We start from the raw sequence: 16,727 nt of genomic DNA on the forward strand, positions 1-16,727 counted from the left end.
ATTTCGAAAAGCATTACTGCTCTGCGGTAATGCTTTTTTGTTGCCTAAAAAAGTTGGAATATTCATCAGATTTGGCAACGCTTGCATATTTCAGGTGTGGCTCCCGTATTTATAAGTGAGGTAGGTAAATGAAATGTCGGTCGCTTATGTTATATAGCTTGGCATACCGGCAGCAATCCAAAGATAAAGGGTGGGTGCGAGGATGAAGGGTGAACGTCAGCAGGATGGTTTGCGGAGTAGTGAAGAGCGCCCGTTCAAGTTCATGTATAAGGCTGGTGATCGGACTGTGGGAATGGAAATGAGCCAAGCTGGATCCGTAGCCTCCGCTGCCGCAGAATTTATCGCTGGAGTAGAGCAGAGGGATGTCATTGAGCCTTTGAAGCGGTCTTATTTTAAGCGGCCGGGGGAACCATCGACATTCCTAGTGCTGCGTGAAGGAAGAGAAGAACGTCTTGCTGGACGGGAAGGAACAAGGACTGTTCAAGCGGGCCCGTGTTTGATACGGAGTGAGGAATGGCTGCTGGAACCAGAGCTGTTCTGTCTTTATGAGAATTGGTTATCTAGCGAGGATGAACTGCAAACAGCGCGTATTCTGCAGCGAATCTCTTATCGTCTGCGCGCAGCTATTGCTGAGCTGCTTGAATCGCCGGATGGCGAATGGGCAGCGGTCACCCTGCTGCATCCAGAGTCACTTGCGGTGGCGCAGCCCGCCAAGCTTGCCGCGCTTCAGGACGCTCAGCTCGAAGCGCTGTTCGCTGCGGTGGCGGAGAGCCAGCGGCAAGGCGGCGATTGCCGCCTTGACCTGCTGGTCGCCTACACCGCAAGCGCAGCCGAATTCGCCGCAAAGCGCGAATTCATCGAAGACGTGGCCGATCAGACACTCGGCCACGCTTATGCGGCGGCATGCCGCATCGGGGCGCTGATCGCGCCCGATGTGGAGCCTGCCGCCGCTGCGGAAATCGCGCGTATCGCCGATTTCCTAGTGCTTGACGGCGCGGCGGGCGAACACGCGCCGGAAGAGACCGCCGCAGAGGGTTTCGCCCTGGCGGCGGGGGAGATCTTTGCCGCCGTGACGAGCGTGAAGCCGGCGGCGGTGGTACTTGCCGCGGGGACACCGGCGGCGTCGGCTTTGGCCGATCTGTATCAGATCGGGCTCAGCGGGATCTTTTGCAGCGCCGGTCAGCGGACCGAAGCGCTGCTGAGAGCGGCCTGCCTGATCTGGATCGCCAGGCAGCGTGAAACGCTGGATACTGCCGCCGGGGGAAGGCAGTAAGCTTTTTCTGATGAACGATACGGTGCAGTTCATATAAGAATCGTAAAAAGACTTCAGAGCAGCGATTATCCGGTTATCGGGGAATCGTTGCTCTGTTTTTTTGTCGTTAGCTGCCTGCTTCAACAGCGTACATATATCCCTTTACTCAATCGCTACACTCAACCTCCGTGCTCAATACTGTACTCAACCTCCGTACTTAAACTAATCTGCACTCATGCTTTGTATTTAAACGCCGTACTCATACCGGGTACTCCTACCCTGTGCCCAACCTCCGTACTTAAACTAATCTGCACTCATGCTTTGCATTTAAACTCTGAACTCAACCTCCTCACCCCTCAACCCCCGATGCTTAAGGACCCAGATGACGCTATTTGCCTGATTTTAGCTTTTTAAGCAAAGTTTCGGACACCAGAGACGCTATTCGTTAGGAAGAGGTACATATTTGGTGCTTTTCAAGTCAATAGCTGCAATGGGGTCCGTTAGAATACCAAATGTGTTTAAAACCAGCGATTAGGGTCAGCTGAGTCCTATAGTAGCTACATACGCGAGCAACTTGCATCATACGTCCATCAATCGTGTCGTAATCATACTTTGCGCTCAACCTACACACTCAACCTCCGTACTCCCACCCTGTGCCTAACCTCCGTACTTAAACTAATCTGCACTCATGCTTTGGATGCAACCTCCGAACTCAACCTCCGAACTCCCACCCTGTGCCCAACCACCGTACTAATACCCTGCGCTCAACCTCCGCACTTAAACTAATTGTGCACCTCTGCACTTAAACTAATCAGCACTCAAACTCGGCACCTAACCTCCGCACTCCTCACCCCCCGATGCTTAAGGACCCAGATGACGCTATTTGCCTGATTTTAGCTTTTTAAGCATGGTTTCGGACACGAGAGACGCTATTCGTTAGGAAGAGGTACATATTTGGTGCTTTTCAGGTCAATAGGTGCAATGGGGTCCGTTAGAATACCAAATGTGTTTAAAACCAGCGATTAGGGTCAGCTGAGTCCTATAGTAGCTACTCAAACTAACTGCACGCAAACTCTGTACTATCACCAATAGCTACAGGAAACATTAGTTTTGGAACATTCACATTTGTTTCCAACATCTTCTTACATTTTACATAAACAGGATAATGACAGTGGAGGCTCGAATTTTATTAGCATCTTACTGAATAGGGGTGCTGTAGATGTCCACGAATTTTAGAGTTGGCTTGCAAAAGGTCGTAGATCATTCTTACGATATTGAGATTGGGGAAGGTCTTTTTGGCGCTCTGATTGAGGATTTAAAACGTGGAATTGTCGAGAATGTAAGCAAATTCGCGATTATTACAGATTCCAAAGTCGAAGCCCTGTATGGACAAGCCTTGCTGGAACTGCTGCTTCAGAATGATTTTCAAGCGGAGCTTTTTTCTTTCCCTGCTGGAGAGAAGTCCAAAACCCGAGAAACAAAGGCTGAGCTGGAGGATCGGCTATTAAGCCGTTCTTATGGACGAGATTGCTGTATCCTTGCCATTGGAGGCGGGGCGGTAACGGATTTGGCAGGTTTTTTGGCTGGAACATTTGGTCGGGGAGTGCCAAGTTTGAACTATGCAACTACCCTTTTAGCAGCAGCGGATGCTTCTATTGGTGGTAAAACGGGCGTGAATACACCGGTTGCAACCAATCTAATTGGTGTTTTTCATCAGCCTAAAAAGGTCTACATCGACCTAGCCACTTGGAGAACGCTTCCGGTACGTGAGCTTCGCAGTGGTTTGGCTGAAACAATCAAACATGCCTGCATCGCGGATGCTGACTTTTTTGAGTTTCTTGAACAGAATATGGAGCGAGTTGTCTCCTTAGAAGGCGAACTTGTATTAGATCGAGAGGTTTGCGAACGGATTGCTTTTCATAATTGTGAGATCAAGTACAGCGTGGTGGAAAAGGACGAACTGGAGAGCAACCTGCGCCAAATTCTAAATTTGGGGCATACTGCTGGCCGAGCGTTAGAGGCTTTAAGTGGTTATGAATTATTACATGGTGAAGCTATTGCGATTGGACTCGCGGTTCAGGTGCAGCTGGCAGAGCAGTTGGGGTATGTAACGGCTGACGAAACTCAGCGTGTGATTGCTTTGTTGAAGAAGGCGGGACTTCCGACTGAAATACCAGCAACCATTACAAATAGAATGCTGATCGATAAGATGTATACGGATAAAAAGGTTCGCAAAGGGCGTATACGGTTTGTGTTCCAAGCTGGAATTGGAGCGATGAAGTCTTTTGAAGGTGGAGCTTATTCGACGCCAGTCGAAGAGCAAGTCCTATCCGAGCTTTTAAATAAAATACGCAGTTAAGATAGGAAAACGTTATTTTAAATTTATGACGAATAGCCCGGAAGGTAGGGTTTACTTTTTCGTTCAAGGTGGTATTATTAAAATATAAGTTGCACTAAGGAAATATAGTTGTACTGTTGCAACAATGATTATCATTCTCACTACTCATAGTTATCATTCATGCTGTCCCGGCTAAGCCGGGGCAGCATGTGTCATTTTAGGGGTCTTAAGAATGGCTCTCATTATCATTTAGACAAAACAAAACGTATGCTCCCGAAGCAAGTTTTGTTGCAAAGAGAAGTCAATGAAGTAATCCTACACAAAACTTTCAGGATGGTGATTATTATGCAAGCAACATCAAAACATTTACCCCAGCAAACCTCAATCTCCGGCAGCATGAAGAAACCAGGCGCTCCAAAACGCCGGTTCGATCTGAGAGCCATGCTCAGCAACTCCGAGATGCAGGCTGCGCTTGGCAGCGGAGTGCTTATGCTTTTTGCTTGGGTTATGGGCAGCTGGTCAGAAGTTTTCTCTATAGTACTTTATGTTATTTCGTATACCATTGGTGGCTGGAACAAAGCCAAAGAAGGCGTTGAGACGCTCGTCAAAGAACGTGATCTCGATGTGAACCTGCTGATGATTGCGGCCGCACTAGGCGCAGCTACCATTGGGTACTGGAATGAAGGTGCTATGCTCATCTTTATTTTTGCGCTTAGTGGAGCTTTAGAGAGCTATACGATGGAACGGAGTAAGAAGGATATTTCCTCACTTATGGCCTTGAAACCTGCCACAGCCATGCGGATTGAGAAAGGAAGCATGAACGAGGTAGCTATCGATCAGTTAGTAATTGGAGATCTGTTGCTTGTACGTCCAGGGGATCTTATTCCTGCAGATGGCAAGGTGTACAGAGGAGAATCGGCAGTAGATCAGGCTTCCATTACAGGAGAGTCAGTGCCTGTTGAAAAATGTGCCGGCAGCGAAGTATTCGCAGGTACGGTCAATGGAGAAGGTCCACTTTATATTGAAGTAACGAAATCAGCAGAGAACACACTTTTTTCCAAGATCATTAAGATGGTAGAAGAAGCAGAGTCGGATGTTCCAAACTCACAGCGATTCATTAAAAGACTGGAAGCCATCTATGCACGGGTAGTCGTTGCCTCGACTGTGGCTCTTATTTTCCTTCCACCCTTTTTGCTGGACTGGAGCTGGAGCGCAACCTTTTATAAAGCGATGGTTTTTCTTGTAGTAGCCTCGCCTTGTGCGTTGGTCTCATCGATTATGCCTGCGATGCTGTCGGCCATTTCCAAAAGTGCGCGAAAAGGGATTTTATTTAAAGGAGGGGTCCACCTCGAAAATATGGCCCGGACCTCTGTTGTAGCTTTTGATAAGACAGGGACCCTTACAGAGGGAACTCCGCAGGTGACAGACTTTATTGCAGCTGAAGGCTACAACCGGGAAGAATTACTGGCGATTAGCGCATCCATTGAGCATATGTCACGCCATCCATTGGCGGAAGCCATTGTGCGTAAAGCTGAGGAAGAATATCTGGAGCTGCGGGGAGTGCTGGAAAGTAAAACCATCACTGGCTGGGGAATTGAAGGTCAAGTTGACGGGCATCTCTGGAAAATTGGAAAGTCCAATTTACTGGATGAGCTGACTTCATCTGCGATGAACTCTGAGCTTGCATTCTGGAGAACTAAACGGCAGCAGTTGGCGGAAGAGGGGAAGACTGTCTCCATTATTTTGGACGGTGAGCATATTGCAGGTATGATTGCATTGCAGGATACAGTTCGCCCACAAGCAGAAGCCGCAGTGCGGAAGCTGCAGGAGCTGGGGATTAAAGTGGCTATGCTTACGGGTGACCGGGAAGCTACAGCAAAAGTTATTGCGGCTTCAACCGGAGTAGATTTAGTATTTGCCGACCTTTTACCAGAGGATAAAGTAAAGCATATTAAGGCGCTTCGTGAAAAGCACGGTAATGTTGTGATGGTGGGTGACGGTGTGAATGATGCGCCTGCTCTGGCTACAGCGACTGTTGGCATGGGTATGGGCATGAAAGGCAGTGGTGCAGCGCTTGAGATCGCCGATGTAGTACTTATGAATGATAATATTGAAGAGATCGCCTCGACCATTTCATTGGCACGGCGCTCACAGCGTATTGTGAAGCAAAATATGATTTTTGCTGTAACAGTAATCGCGGTTCTGATGATCAGTAACTTTGTGCAGGGCATCGCCCTTCCTTTTGGCGTGATCGGTCATGAAGGCAGTACGATATTGGTTATTCTTAATGGGCTGCGATTGTTGCGGTAAGTGGTCAGTGAAGTTACTGTGTATTATTTATTGCCAAAAATTAAATTGTTCACAAATGATTTTTCCCTGAGGGAGTCTGGCTTATTGACATTTTTGCTTTCAGTTAGCATAATTAAGACTACATTATAATTATTTTAAATAAGAAGCGACGTCACTGCCGTCTAACTCAAGGAGGATATAGATATGTATAAATCAATAATTGTTGGAACCGGACCGGCGGGGTTGACTGCTGCTATCTACTTGGCTCGTGCCAATTTGAACCCACTAGTAATCGAAGGACCTCAACCTGGCGGACAATTGACCACCACTACAGAAGTGGAGAATTTCCCGGGATTTCCTGATGGAATTATGGGTCCAGACTTAATGGATAATATGCGTAAACAAGCTGAACGTTTTGGTGCGGAATTCCGTACGGGTTGGGTGAACAGTGTAGAACTTGGAGAGCGTCCTTTTAAGCTTAATGTTGAAGGATTGGGTGTTCTTACGACGGATACCCTGATCATTTCCACTGGCGCTACGGCAAAATACCTCGGTATCCCAGGCGAGCAGGATAATGTGGGACGCGGTGTGAGCACCTGTGCTACCTGTGATGGATTCTTCTTCCGTAATAAAGAGATCGTGGTTGTTGGCGGTGGAGATTCTGCGCTTGAGGAAGCGGGTTTCTTGACTCGTTTTGCCTCCAAAGTAACGCTGGTACACCGTCGTGAAGAGCTACGTGCTTCCAAGATCATGCAGGATCGCGTTCGCGATAATGTTAAAGTAGCTTGGAGCCTGAATCGTACTCCTCTGGAAGTAACTTCTGGAGACAAAGGCGTGAGTGGACTAAAAGTGCTGAACAATGAGACCGGACAAGAAGAAATCATTGAAGCAAGCGGAGTGTTTGTGGCGATTGGCCACCATCCTAACACTGCATTTTTGGGTGGACAAATCACAACTAATACTGAAGGTTATATCATGACTAACCCAGGTACTTCTGAAACTAATATCCCAGGCGTATTCGCTTGTGGTGATGTGCAGGATACCCGTTATAGACAAGCAATTACGGCAGCAGGCAGTGGATGTATGGCAGCTATGGATGCTGAGAAATACATTGAAAGTCTGGAACATAGCGCGGTTATTCTGTAACATAACTGTAATCTTCCATAGGAGGTCTAATGATGGAAAATGTAATTGTATATACATCAACAAATTGTCCACATTGCCGTCAGGTGAAGAGCTTTTTGAGCGAAAAAGGCGTAGCCTATGAAGAGCGTAATATTGAGCAGAATGATGATTACGCGCAGCAGGTTTGGGATATGGGAATGAGAGCTGTTCCTGTAACTGTAATTGGTGAGCATAAAATCGTGGGGATGAATAAAACTCAGTTCGACAAAGCATTGGCGACTGTTTAATTAAATATATTTCTGTGAGGAAATTGCAAAAGGTCGCTTCCATTTTGGAGGTGATCTTTTTGTGGTCTAAGTATACAAAAATAGCCTGACGCTAATATGCGCAGGCTATTTTTTATGATGTAAATCGCAAAGTTCAATTTAAGCTTGAGTGAAAGAGGTAATGATCTGAAATAGGACGTATACAGCAACACCGCTGCCGATCAGAATGAATCCTGATTTCTTTTTGGCTTGAAAAAAACGGAGCACACCGAGACTGATCAAAGGGGCAATAATGAGCAGAAAAAGCAACACAGTGATGAACATCTGTGCCGAGATATCAGACGTATCAACATAGGTCATGGACTCGCTCTCCATTTCAAAAAAGGGGTTGTAGTGATAAATGTCACACTAACTTATCCTTTATTATATAGGATTTAAGTTGCTTTTACTGCACTTTTGATCCACCTAAATGCGGCAATTTTACGTCAATTCTATCCGCTCTTGAATTTCACCCGTGAAACTGTCCCGCAAAACGTTGTCCATTAGACTACATTAAACGGTCACCCGAATATCGCCTAGAAAATGCATAACTGCAGAGAACCCCGCGCCTATCATCGTGCCTCGGCTGCCCAGCTTGGAGAAGGTAATCTCGAGCTGCTGCTTATGATAAGGAAGTGTACGCTCGGCTACAACCCGGCGAAGGGGCTCCCCTAACCAGGCTTCTGCTTCGGATAAGGCTCCACCGATGACAATCAGCTCTGGATTAAAGCTATTGATTAGATTCGTTACTCCGATGCCGAGATATTCACCCATTGATGAGAAGTGGCGCAAGGCGTCTTCTTGTCCAGCGGCTGCATAACGGACCAGTTCTTGTGTAGTATGAGCAGGGAGGGAGAACTCGGAATGGTCATAGGTTTTCTCCGAGGCATATAGCTCCCAACAGCCACGGCTCCCACAACTGCACGGCTTGCCTTGTGCTTCAATCGTCATATGTCCGGTCTCGCCGGCATATCCTCTTGCACCTTTGTACAGCTCTCCGCCAATAATAATACCGGATCCGATCCCTGAACCCGCACTGATGTAGAGCAGATGTCTAACGTCTTTTGCTGCCCCAAAGTTCAGTTCACCTTGTGCACCTGCGTTAGCTTCGTTATCAATAGTGACTGGAACCGCGAATTCCGCCTCCAAAATACCCCGCAGGTCGACCATTTCCCAGCCAAGGTTGGGAGCAAAAAGAACAACCCCGTTCTCATCCACCATCCCGGGGACACCTACTCCGATGCCGACGATACCGTATGGGGATTCAGGTGCTTTATCAATCAAGTCTGAGATTATTTTTTTCATCCGTTCCAGTACATAAGGCAGCGCATGATTATCCAGAGAGAAATCGCTTTCGAAAAGAATGCCACCACTTAAATCACATAAGACGGCTGTCAACTGCTTCACTCGCAGCTCTATGCCGATTACGCTGCCAGCCATGCTGTTAAAATGCAGCATTAGCGGTTTACGGCCGCCACTGGATTGACCTGGTCCAACTTCAGTCACTAATTCTTGAGCGCATAGCTCTGCCACCAGATTGGATACGGTAGCTTTATTCAGTCCGGTCATCTCTGAAACCTTGGCGCGCGAGAGCGGAGAGTTCCTTCGAATAGTATGTAGTACGATCGATTTATTGATTTTTTTGACCAGCGCCTGATCTCCGGTAACCTTCACGAATCACACATCCTTTTTAGCATAGTTCCCTTTTGTTGTATGCCACTTAGTCTAGAGTGATGTGCTGGAAATTGCAATACATCGGCAGAAAAGAGGAAATCTATGATTGTTGGATTTTTTGAATATTAAACGGATAGACAAGGGAGAATTAAAGAGGCGGAAATTTTATAAAAAAACTTTGTTTAACCAATATACAAAGTCAAAAAGATGTGTTAAGATGATGCTGTAAACGCTTGCTAGCGTAGCACAATATGAGGAGGATTACACAATGGCTTATTTTGAGACAGTGAACAAAATCTCTTACGAGGGAAGCCGTTCCACCAACCCTTATGCATTTAAATTCTACAATCCTAAAGAAGTCGTAGCCGGCAAAACTATGGAGGAACATCTGAAATTTGCAATGGCTTATTGGCATACATTAACTGCTGGCGGTTCTGATCCGTTTGGCGCTGAAACTGCAATTCGCAGCTGGGACAAATTGAGTGGTCTTGATAAAGCTAAAGCTCGCGCTGAAGCAGCATTCGAATTTATGGACAAGATGGATCTGCCTTACTTCTGCTTCCATGATGTAGATATCGCACCAGAAGGCGCATCTTTGCGTGAGTTCTACAGCAACATCGACACTATTGTTGATATCCTTGAACAAGGCATGAAGACTTCCGGCAAGAAATTGCTGTGGAATACAGCTAATATGTTCACTAACCCGCGTTATATGCACGGTGCAGGTTCTACACCTAACGCTGATGTTTTCGCACATGCAGCAGCACAAGTGAAGAAAGGTCTGGAAGTTGGTAAACGTCTGGGCGCAAGCAACTATGTATTCTGGGGCGGCCGTGAAGGTTACGAAGAATTGCTGAATACAGATATGGGTCTTGAACAAGATAACATTGCACGTCTGTTCAGCATGGCTGTAGATTACGCTAAGGAAATTGGTTTTGATGGTCAATTCCTGATCGAACCTAAACCAAAAGAGCCTACTAAACATCAATATGATTTCGATGCAGCAACAACAATTTCGTTCTTGCAAAAATACAACCTCGACAAGCACTTCAAGCTGAACCTTGAAGCTAACCACGCTACGCTTGCAGGTCATACTTTTGAACATGAACTTCGTGTAGCTCGTATTAATGGCATGCTTGGATCACTTGACGCTAACCAAGGGGATACACTGCTTGGTTGGGATACTGATGAATTCCCAGTAAACATCTACGATGCAACACTTACTCTTTATGAAGTATTGAAGAATGACGGTCTTGGCAAAGGCGGAATTAACTTCGACGCTAAAGTACGTCGTCCTTCCTTCGAGCCACAAGATCTGTTCTTGGCACACATCGCTGGTATGGATACTTACGCAAAAGGCTTGAAAGTTGCTGCTAAATTGATCGAAGATCGCGTATTCGAAGATTTCATTGACAAACGCTACAGCAGCTTCACAGAAGGCGTTGGTGCAGACATCGTTTCCGGTAAAGCAACATTGGCTTCTTTGGCTGAATATGCTTTGAACAATGAGAACCCACGTCCTAACCAATCCGGACGTCAAGAATACCTGAGAGCTACCCTTAACCAATACATCTTGGCTGAGTAGTCCTTATAGGGAGCTTGAAGCTTAGGCTTTGAGTCGAGTTTGAACAAATGCAACGGGGGTTGCTGAAGAGAGCATTCTTCGGCAGCCCCCTTTTTGTAGTAAAAACTAAGCAAGATGCTTACGAAGTAAGTTTTGCTCGAAGTAATTCAATGAAGTCTATGCTAACAAAACTTTTAGGAGGTCAAAAATGAAATACGTTATAGGTGTTGATTTGGGGACTAGTGCAGTGAAGACTGTTCTAGTGGACCCGCAGGGGAAGGTGGCTTTTGAGCATTCCGATTCCTACCCGCTAAGCAGACCCCAACCGAACTGGAGTGAGCAAAATCCTGAAGATTGGGTAAAGGGCACGCTGGTCAGCCTGCGCCGTCTGATTGAAGTATCAGGCATAGACCCGTCTCAAGTAGACGGTCTAAGTTTCTCCGGACAAATGCACGGATTGGTACTGGTAGATAAAGAAGGGCAAGTGCTGCGTCCAGCTATTCTTTGGAATGATACCCGTACTACTGCACAATGTCGTAAGATTGAGAAGACGCTTGGAACGAAGTTGATCGATATCGCCAGAAACAAAGCATTGGAAGGTTTTACACTGCCTAAGATTCTGTGGGTTCAAGAGAATGAACCAGAAGTATTATCACAGGCGCATCAGTTCCTGCTGCCAAAAGATTATGTTCGTTATCGGTTGACGGGTGATTATGCAATGGATTACTCCGATGCTGCCGGAACGTTGCTATTGGATGTAGGTTCTAAAGAATGGAGTGCAGAAATCGCAGAGGCTTTTGAACTTCCGCTTTCTCTTTGTCCTAGATTGGTAGAATCCTTTGAACAGACTGGAACTTTATTGCCGGACATTGCTGAAGCGTCAGGTCTTTTATCTTCAACGAAGGTATTTGCTGGTGGTGCAGATAATGCTTGTGGCGCGCTCGGAGCGGGTGTATTGGGAGAAGGCCGGACCATGTGCAGTATTGGTACATCTGGTGTAGTTCTTTCTTATGAGAGCAATAAAGATTTGAATCTCGAAGGTAAAGTCCATTTCTTTAACCATGGTGAAAAAGATGCCTACTATATTATGGGGGTTACACTAGCTGCTGGTCATAGCCTTACGTGGTTCAAAGAAACCTTTGCGGCGGACAAAAGCTTTGATGAGCTGTTAAGCGGAGTTTCCTCTATTCCAGCTGGCAGCGGCGGCCTGTTATTCACACCTTATATTGTAGGAGAACGTACACCACATCCAGATGCGAATATTCGCGGAAGCTTTATTGGTATGGATTCAGGGCATACGTTGACGCATTTTACACGTGCAGTATTAGAAGGCATTACCTTCTCACTGCGTGAATCCATTGAGATTGTACGTGAGTCAGGCAAAGAGATTACAGAGATCATTGCAATTGGTGGTGGAGCTAAAAATGAGGCTTGGCTGCAAATGCAGGCTGATATTTTCAATGCATCCATCGTGAAGCTGGAAAGTGAACAGGGTCCGGCAATGGGAGCAGCTATGCTGGCGGCTTATGGAAGCGGATGGTTCACATCCCTTGCGGAATGTGCAGAAGCGTTTATCCGTCCTGCTGATGTATATAAACCAGATCCGAAACAAACGGCAATCTATGATGGTCTATTCAACCTCTATCAGGAAGTTTACGGCCAGACCCGCGAATTGAATAACAAGCTGGCTGCATATCGCCAATAAAATGCCATTTATCAATCTGTCTGATATAAAAAAGGTCTTTCGCATCTGGCGGAAGGCCTTTTTAAAGACCATCTTCTTTATAGAGGTGATGAACGGCAATATTCAAAAATGTTGCCGTTTTCATTTTTCTTCTGTAAAGTATGGAATATCTCCATGGTAGTGGCAGCCTGTACATGAGATAGTGAAGGTTTCGGGGGGCGAAAGGCCATGTTTCAATGGTTTGTTAAGGTGCTGAATGACATCAAAATCCGCAATAAGCTGCTGCTTGCTTTTTTACTGACTACACTTTTACCGGTATTACTGGTAGGTGGTTATCTTACGATTGAGATGAGGACCATGGCGTTTGAGAACGCACTGGAGCAAGCTTCAATTAACGTAGATCGGGTAAAAAAAAGAACAGAAGAAGTCATCGGTGTATCGCAAGATATAGCGTATCGATTGTCCAATGATGCCCGGCTGAAAAAACTCGCCATACGCCAGTATGTAAGCACTTATGATGTGGTTGAGGCTTATCGGGATTACACTGATATGCGTGAATACCTAAGATTATATAAAGACATATCCAACATACGTTTATACACTGATAATGCTACGCTGCTTAACAACTGGGAGCTGATCAATCCTTCGTCTGCCATTAAGGAGAGCCAGTGGTATCAGAGAGCACAGCGGTACGATAGCCTCGTCGGTTGGGAATATATAGAGGATGAGCGTGATCAGCGGAATTATTTAAGTCTTGTCCGCAAAATCGAGCTGGAGGGCTCCAGTAAAATTGGCGTGCTCGTTATTAATGTAAACAGTCACCAGCTAACCTCAATTCTGAGCCAGGAATCATTTGATACCATGATCGTGGATGATCAGGATAATATCATTGCTGCGAACCGGAGCGATCGGACAGGAAAGAAACTGGCAGATGTTTCTTTTGATACAAAGCTTTTGGGGCAAGGAAGCGGGAGCTATGAGGCAGAAGTAGATGGTGAAGCCTCCAAAATAGTGATAGAAGAACTTAAACCACAAGCCAGCCGTAACGCCCTGCGAATTATTTCTGTTTTTTCTATTGATAGTATAGTCAAAGAACCTAATCGGGTGATTAAGCTTTCGATTACCGTGATTGCCGTAAGCGTTTTATTGGCCTTTTTAATCATATATAGTTTCTCTTCATTATTTTCACGTCGATTATTGCAGTTAAGCAGACATATTAACCGCGTTAGTACGGGTGATTTTGACACTTCATTAAAAATTGATGGCAAAGATGAAATTGCCCTGTTAGCTCGTCAGTTCAATTCTATGGTACGGAGTATTAACGATTTGATGTACGAGGTACAGGAATCTAATGACCAGAACAGTCTGCTGGAACAGAAACAGAATGATATCCGTTTTAAAATGCTGGCAAGCCAGATCAATCCTCATTTCTTGTTCAATGCGCTGGAATCTATTCGTATGGAGGCCCATATGAAAGGGCAAGTGGAGATTGCACGGGTAGTGCGTCTTCTTGGCAAAATGATGCGCAGTAATCTGGAGGTAGGCCGAAGTAAAATTTTGCTTAGCCAGGAGCTTGAAGTGGTTCGTTGTTATTTGGATATTCAGCAATTCCGTTATGAGGATCGTTTGAAATATCAATTTATTGTAGACCCTGCCGTCGAATCACTCTACATCCCGCCGCTGATTGTGCAGCCGCTTGTGGAAAATGCGGTGATTCATGGGCTGGACAACACGATGGATGGAGCAATGGTTACGGTGAATATTAAGCGTGAGCAGAATCATGCGGTCTTTACCATTACCGATAATGGAGCCGGGATCACTCCGGACAAGCTGGAGCAGATCCGTTATACCCTTGAGGTTCGTGATGAGCAGGAAGAGGCACGGATCGGGCTGCGCAATGTACACGACCGTTTGAAGTTATCCTACGGTGTTGAATATGGACTGAATATCGAAAGCCGGATGAATGAAGGAACATCTATTACGTTTCGTATTCCAATGGAGGACATAAATCTATGATCAAAGTATTGATTGTTGATGATGAGCCAAAGCTGCGGGAAGGCCTTCGGGCTCTGATCCCTTGGGAAGAGCTAGGGTATACGGTGGTGGCTACGGCCGCCAACGGCTTGCAAGCACAGGAGAAATATCATATTTTTTATCCGGAACTGATTGTTGTGGATATCCGTATGCCTGGTATGGACGGGCTGGAGTTAATCGGTGAGCTGCGCGAGGAAGGCTCGACCAGCCATGTGCTGATTTTAAGTGGTCATGCGGACTTTGAGTATGCCAAACGAGCCATTTCATACCGCATTGACGGCTATTTACTGAAGCCGGTGGATGAGGAAGAGCTGATCAACTATTTGGAGGAACTCAGAGTCACGATCGCTCAGGAAGATCGCTTTAGCCGCTGGAATGAAGAGGAGCCTGCCCGTAATCGCGAAAGCCTGCTGCGTGCATTGCTGCAGCCTTCAACTGCGGAGGAGGGGGAGAATGATCCTGCTAAGCAGGCGGCAGCACTGGGTCTTAAATCAGACCGTGTCGAAGTGATCCTACTCGAATTACTCGCGCCTGCGGGCGGCAGTGAGGAAGGGGAGCGGGCCGTTAAGGCCGCGGTAGAACAGTATTTTGGCAGCAGTGAAGAGCGGATGTTTTTCACGATGCCGCCATATATTGGATTCCTGCTGCAAGAGCCGCTGCCAGGAAAGCAGGAACAGGAGCGGCTGATGGAAGAGCTTGCTTCCTTAATTTGCCGCGAGGGATACGACTTCAGCGCAGCAACGGGAGGCCCTGTAGCTGGACCAGAAGAGGCGGCACAGTCTTTTCAAGTGGCGCGTGAATTGCTGCGCCGGGCATTCTTTTACCGCAAAGGGATTCTGATCAGCGCCGATCTCTCCGGTATGTTGTTTCCTGGAGTGGCGGAGGCGTACGCCGAAGAAGGGCAGGATGCGGAGAGCCGCCTAATGCTGGCTGTTGAAACCGGAAGCCGTGCGGCCATTGAACCGCTGGTGGATACGATCTGTGCGGAGCTACTGGCTGCGGGCAGTGAGGAGCAGCAGATTAAAGATACATTTGTGCGGATTCTCAGCACGGTGTTGGCCCGTCTCGAACCGGTCTATCCAGAGATTCGCAGCAATGCCGCTAAGCATTCCCCGCCGATCGGTGAGCTCTACCATAGTCATTACCTGGCAGACCTGCAAGAGCAGGCCGTCAATTTCATGGCGGAGATCGCCGATCAAATGTCCAGTGGCAGCAAAGGGAATGAGATCAAAAAAATTACGGAGCTAATCAACCGCCGTTACAATGAGAACCTTAAGCTTGAGACCTTATCCGAGTTATTTAATTACAACAGCGCATATCTAGGTAAAATGTTCAAGAACACTACCGGGGAATACTTCAATACGTATGTGGACAAAGTGCGGATTGAGAAGGCGAAGCAATTCCTAGCGCAAGGCATGAAAGTATATGAGGTGGCCGAGAAAGTAGGGTACATGAACCCCGATTACTTCAACGCCAAGTTCCGTAAATATGTAGGGCTCTCCCCGAGTTCTTTTCGCAAAAACATCTAAAATAGAAGCCCAAAAGGCCACAGTTGCAGTTCAGGTATAACCTGAGCTTTAGCTGTGGCTTTTTTTCTTACATTAAAGTTACTTCACTAATAATAAATCTAATCGTTGCTGCAATTCTAGATTTGCAGGGTCCTTTAGAAGGGCCAGAAGTAACGCTTGAATTTGATCCATCTCTTTAAAAGGTTCATTTTGTACATATTTGTCATGTATTCTGGTTTCCAAGGTATATCCATAATCGAACCCTAATGTTGAATACGTCGAAAGGGCGGCAACTTTACTCGCTTGCTCTACAGCAAGAATGCTTGGTGTTGAGGATCGTTCTAATTCCACTCTTAGACCGTCGAGTTCTGATGTCAGATTCAGGTCCAGCCTATTCATTAATCTGTTATGGCTTACGTTGTTATTGAATTGAAATAAATTTAGTGTCAATAATACTGCGGCGATAATCAATAATAATGTCTTGATGTTTTTGTTTTTCATTGCTCTCCTATTACCCTCCTTTAGGAAAAGAAATTGCAGGTACAACAGATAATGTCGACTCGGCATGTACGTATAAGGAATATGTATCTGAAATAGTTGAAGTACTGATGTATCAGGTGATATTTTCTAGATAAGATGATATTAAAGTAATTAATTTTAATTGAACCATACGGAGGTTTTCGTTGAGGAGCAGGGCAGGGGTTACGGGTATACTTGTTACGCCTCATCTGAGAGCATATTATAGTTTTCATTCGCGGGTATGACGGACTCCAGAGTCGTTATTTGGGCTATTTCGAGTCCAATTTCGATTTATCGGACTCCATGTACGTTATTAGCTGCAAATGTTCTCCAAAAGGTGGTTTTTTAAGTGAATAAGGTCTTTATAGTCCGCCTAACCCAATAAGATGTGCAATTTGCTTAAATAAGGTCATTTCAGTCCGCGCCTTCGCTTCC

At 46.1% G+C, this 16,727-nt stretch carries 12 protein-coding genes; 9 read left to right on the plus strand and 3 right to left on the minus strand.

Annotated features, from left to right (window positions below; genetic code table 11):
• Positions 1–202: 202 nt before the first annotated feature.
• The 5 genes from MKY63_RS14160 (at position 203) to MKY63_RS14180 (ending at position 7,291) form a co-directional block, all read left to right on the plus strand.
• Positions 203–1,273: a hypothetical protein gene (locus MKY63_RS14160; RefSeq protein WP_036680259.1), complete on the plus strand. Its 1,071-nt coding sequence runs from the start codon at positions 203–205 to the stop codon at positions 1,271–1,273.
• Positions 1,274–2,471: 1,198 nt separating this feature from the next.
• Positions 2,472–3,611, plus strand: a complete 1,140-nt coding sequence (gene aroB / locus MKY63_RS14165) for a 3-dehydroquinate synthase (RefSeq protein ID WP_036680257.1) — start codon at positions 2,472–2,474, stop codon at positions 3,609–3,611.
• Positions 3,612–3,935: 324 nt separating this feature from the next.
• Positions 3,936–5,900: a heavy metal translocating P-type ATPase gene (locus MKY63_RS14170; protein ID WP_339813283.1), complete on the plus strand. Its 1,965-nt coding sequence runs from the start codon at positions 3,936–3,938 to the stop codon at positions 5,898–5,900.
• A gap of 183 nt (positions 5,901–6,083) precedes the next feature.
• A complete protein-coding gene (trxB, locus tag MKY63_RS14175; protein ID WP_076128718.1) occupies positions 6,084–7,025 on the plus strand; it encodes a thioredoxin-disulfide reductase in 942 nt (313 codons plus the stop codon).
• A gap of 32 nt (positions 7,026–7,057) precedes the next feature.
• On the plus strand, positions 7,058–7,291 hold the full coding sequence (locus MKY63_RS14180; protein WP_076128716.1) for a glutaredoxin family protein: 234 nt from the start codon (positions 7,058–7,060) through the stop codon (positions 7,289–7,291).
• A gap of 138 nt (positions 7,292–7,429) precedes the next feature.
• On the opposite strand, the gene MKY63_RS14185 is transcribed toward MKY63_RS14180, so the two are convergent.
• Together MKY63_RS14185 and MKY63_RS14190 are read right to left on the minus strand one after the other, a co-directional pair.
• Positions 7,430–7,630 carry a hypothetical protein gene (locus MKY63_RS14185; RefSeq protein WP_036680251.1) on the minus strand — a complete coding sequence of 67 codons (201 nt, stop codon included), beginning with the start codon at positions 7,628–7,630 and terminating at the stop codon, positions 7,430–7,432.
• Between the two features lie 192 nt (positions 7,631–7,822).
• Complete coding sequence (locus MKY63_RS14190) at positions 7,823–8,983, minus strand: ROK family transcriptional regulator (RefSeq protein WP_076185439.1); 1,161 nt, start codon at positions 8,981–8,983, stop codon at positions 7,823–7,825.
• 268 nt (positions 8,984–9,251) lie between these two features.
• Here MKY63_RS14190 and xylA point away from each other — a divergent pair, with 268 nt between their 5' ends.
• The 4 genes from xylA to MKY63_RS14210 all read left to right on the plus strand — a co-directional run bounded on the left by xylA (position 9,252) and on the right by MKY63_RS14210 (position 15,794).
• Positions 9,252–10,568, plus strand: a complete 1,317-nt coding sequence (xylA, locus tag MKY63_RS14195; RefSeq protein WP_076128712.1) for a xylose isomerase — start codon at positions 9,252–9,254, stop codon at positions 10,566–10,568.
• Between the two features lie 187 nt (positions 10,569–10,755).
• Entirely contained in the window at positions 10,756–12,252 is a 1,497-nt protein-coding gene (gene xylB, locus MKY63_RS14200) for a xylulokinase (protein WP_339813285.1), read from the plus strand.
• A 207-nt stretch (positions 12,253–12,459) separates the two neighbouring features.
• A complete protein-coding gene (locus tag MKY63_RS14205; RefSeq protein WP_076128708.1) occupies positions 12,460–14,247 on the plus strand; it encodes a sensor histidine kinase in 1,788 nt (595 codons plus the stop codon).
• Positions 14,244–15,794, plus strand: a complete 1,551-nt coding sequence (locus tag MKY63_RS14210) for a response regulator transcription factor (protein ID WP_339813287.1) — start codon at positions 14,244–14,246, stop codon at positions 15,792–15,794. Before MKY63_RS14205 ends, MKY63_RS14210 begins: the two co-directional genes overlap by 4 nt.
• A 78-nt stretch (positions 15,795–15,872) precedes the next feature.
• Here MKY63_RS14210 and MKY63_RS14215 read toward each other — a convergent pair whose 3' ends face one another.
• A complete protein-coding gene (locus tag MKY63_RS14215) occupies positions 15,873–16,274 on the minus strand; it encodes a hypothetical protein (protein WP_248549626.1) in 402 nt (133 codons plus the stop codon).
• Positions 16,275–16,727: the final 453 nt, after the last annotated feature.

Origin of the sequence: Paenibacillus sp. FSL R7-0189 (genome assembly GCF_037969925.1) — a bacterium.
In the GTDB taxonomy this organism is placed as follows: Bacteria; Bacillota; Bacilli; order Paenibacillales; family Paenibacillaceae; genus Paenibacillus_AQ; species Paenibacillus_AQ odorifer.

What these genes read in the sequence shown, in the direction of transcription:
- MKY63_RS14160 (WP_036680259.1), top strand. Translation starts at nt 203, where the DNA reads ATGAAGGGTGAACGTCAGCAGGATGGTTTGCGGAGTAGTGAAGAGCGC.
- aroB (WP_036680257.1), top strand. Translation starts at nt 2,472, where the DNA reads ATGTCCACGAATTTTAGAGTTGGCTTGCAAAAGGTCGTAGATCATTCT.
- MKY63_RS14170 (WP_339813283.1), top strand. Translation starts at nt 3,936, where the DNA reads ATGCAAGCAACATCAAAACATTTACCCCAGCAAACCTCAATCTCCGGC.
- trxB (WP_076128718.1), top strand. Translation starts at nt 6,084, where the DNA reads ATGTATAAATCAATAATTGTTGGAACCGGACCGGCGGGGTTGACTGCT.
- MKY63_RS14180 (WP_076128716.1), top strand. Translation starts at nt 7,058, where the DNA reads ATGGAAAATGTAATTGTATATACATCAACAAATTGTCCACATTGCCGT.
- MKY63_RS14185 (WP_036680251.1), bottom strand. Translation starts at nt 7,630, where the DNA reads ATGACCTATGTTGATACGTCTGATATCTCGGCACAGATGTTCATCACT.
- xylA (WP_076128712.1), top strand. Translation starts at nt 9,252, where the DNA reads ATGGCTTATTTTGAGACAGTGAACAAAATCTCTTACGAGGGAAGCCGT.
- xylB (WP_339813285.1), top strand. Translation starts at nt 10,756, where the DNA reads ATGAAATACGTTATAGGTGTTGATTTGGGGACTAGTGCAGTGAAGACT.
- MKY63_RS14205 (WP_076128708.1), top strand. Translation starts at nt 12,460, where the DNA reads ATGTTTCAATGGTTTGTTAAGGTGCTGAATGACATCAAAATCCGCAAT.
- MKY63_RS14210 (WP_339813287.1), top strand. Translation starts at nt 14,244, where the DNA reads ATGATCAAAGTATTGATTGTTGATGATGAGCCAAAGCTGCGGGAAGGC.
- MKY63_RS14215 (WP_248549626.1), bottom strand. Translation starts at nt 16,274, where the DNA reads ATGAAAAACAAAAACATCAAGACATTATTATTGATTATCGCCGCAGTA.